Source organism: Actinocrinis puniceicyclus, assembly GCF_018283645.1.
Lineage (GTDB): Bacteria > Actinomycetota > Actinomycetes > Streptomycetales > Catenulisporaceae > Actinocrinis > Actinocrinis puniceicyclus.
In genome coordinates this window covers 1-2,253 of sequence record NZ_JAGSXH010000272.1, presented here as the reverse complement: position 1 = coordinate 2,253, position 2,253 = coordinate 1, and the positions used below count along the sequence as shown (strand labels likewise).

2 protein-coding genes are annotated in these 2,253 nt (G+C 66.5%); one reads left to right on the top strand and one right to left on the bottom strand.

What is annotated here, in order from left to right; all coding sequences use genetic code 11:
* On the bottom strand, positions 1-559 hold a 559-nt coding region (locus KGA66_RS28665), incomplete at its 3' end, for a GntR family transcriptional regulator (RefSeq protein ID WP_211472682.1).
* Positions 560-667: 108 nt separating this feature from the next.
* Here KGA66_RS28665 and KGA66_RS28660 point away from each other — a divergent pair.
* On the top strand, positions 668-2,176 hold the full coding sequence (locus KGA66_RS28660; protein WP_211472680.1) for a replication initiator: 1,509 nt from the start codon (positions 668-670) through the stop codon (positions 2,174-2,176).
* Positions 2,177-2,253: the final 77 nt, after the last annotated feature.

Here is a 2,253-nt window from a genome sequence, read left to right as displayed (position 1 = left end):
GATGGAAGGTGTAGCCCTGTGCCGGTCCGGGCTTCGGGTTGCCGATCAGGTGGGCGGGGGTGGCGGAGGTCACGGAGATCACGTGTTGATTCTCGTGGTGCCGCCAGTACTGGAACCGGAGAAGGATCATCTCGCCGGTGGGGATGCGCAGGGCTTCTGCGTGTTCGCGCATGGCCTGGGTGACGATGGCGTCGGTGTGCCAGAACGCGTAGCCGGGGTGGGTCTCGGGTCGCCATCCGGCCTTGAGTGCGGCGAACGGTTCGCCGAGTAGATCAACATGCTTACTTCCGCCGATGACGACGGCGCGGCGGTCGGGGCGGGCACGTACGTAGGTGCCGCGTCCCTGTGAGGCGCTGACCAGTCCTTCGCCCTGGAGTTCGGCGATGGCGCGGCGCACGGTGGGTCGGCTGGTGTGGTAGCGCTCGGCCAGTGCGGTCTCTCCGGGCAGTGGGGCTCCGGGTGGGTAGTGCCCGGACAGGATCTCGCTGCGGGTCAGGTCCGCGATCGTGCGCCACAGCGGGCCGTCTGCTTGCGTGCTGTCGCCCGGCGGGGTCGTCATGCTGCGCCTTCTCTCTGGCCGTCCAAAAGTCCCTCTACTTGTAGCACAAGTCGTGTTACCTTCGATATGTAGTTCGACTTGTAGTACAAGATAGAACGGGGGTCGATCATGGGTAGCGATGACGAGTTCTTCCGGGTGCAGCAGGCGTTGATGGCGCACCCGGATTTCCGGCGCTGGTTTGAGCGCCTGGTCAAGATCGGCGGGTGTGAGAACCCGGTGTACCTCACGGGCCGCACGGTCACCAGTGACGCGGCGACGGGTGAGGTGCTGCACGTGTTCTCCTCGGCCGGTCAGCCGTTCAATCGGTTGATGCTGCCGTGCGGGAATCGGCGCTCCTCGCGGTGCGTGTTCTGCTCCTGGTGGTATCAGGGCGACACCTTCCACCTCGTGTTGGCCGGGCTGGTGGGGGGCAAGGGGGTGCCGCAGAGCGTGCGCAAGCATCCTCGGGTGTTCATGACCCTGACGGCTCCGTCGTTCGGCCCGGTGCACACCAGGGTCGAGAATGATGGAAAGGTGTTGCCGTGTCGTGCCCGGCGCGGCGGCGAACTGTGCCCGCACGGGGTTGATATCTCATGCCTGGCCCGGCATGGCGAGGATGATCCGGCGTTGGGTACGCCGCCGTGTGCCGAGTGCTTCGACTATGCGGGGGCGGTGCTGTTCAACGCTCATGCGGGCAGGTTGTGGCACCGGTTCACCGATGACGTGCGGCGGGTGACCCTCCCCGGTGTCAGTGGCCTGAGCAAGAGGGAGTTCGCGGCGGCGGTGCGGGTCTCGTTCGTGAAGGTGGCGGAGTATCAGCGGCGCGGCCTGGTGCATTTTCACGCGGCGGTGCGTCTGGACGGTGCGAGCGGCCCGGAGTCTGAGCCTCCACCCTGGGCGACGGAAGAGATGTTGATCGAGGCGCTTGGCTCGTCGGCGGCGCGGGTGCGGGTGGCGTATCCGGACGAGTTCGGCGAGCTGCGGGAACTGGTGTTCGGTGATCAGTTCGACGCGAAGCCGATTCGCGCGAGTGTCGGGGATCGTGTGTTGTCGGATGATCAGGTGGCGGGGTATGTGGCGAAGTACTCCACCAAGGCCGCTGAGTGCGTGGGCACGCTGGATCGGCCGATTGTGTGCCGGGACTGCAAGGGCTCCGGTCTGATGGGTGTGTGTCCGCGCTGCGGCGGAACCGGGCTGCGTGTGCCGCTTGAGGATCTTCCCGTCTCCGAGCATGCCCGTGCTCTGATATCGGCGGCGTGGCGGCTGGGCGTGCTGCCGCAGTATGAGGGGCTGCGCCTGCGCTCGTGGGCGCATCAGTGCGGCTACGGCGGTCATTTCTGCATTAAGTCACGGGTGTACTCGGTTACGCGCGGGGCGCTGGTGGACGCTCGGGCCGATTACGCGGCGAAAGAGGCGGGCGGCGGGCAGCGTGCGCCGTTGCCCGTTGACGCGGTGATCACGCGGGATTGGGACTATGCCGGGTCCGGCTATCGCTCGTTGATCGAGGCGCAGTTCGCGGCCCAGGTGCGCGCGTTGAGCGAACAAAACCGCCAGCTCTCGCGTGAGGCGCTGGCGGACGATCCCGCGTATCAGGACGCTAAGGCCCGGCGTAGGCGGCGGGGGCGTGATGCCGCGTGACAGAGAGCCTGGCTCAGAACGCTGATGAGCGGGACTGCTCCGCCAGCGATGTTGAGTCACCGAAGGTCTGTCTCTTA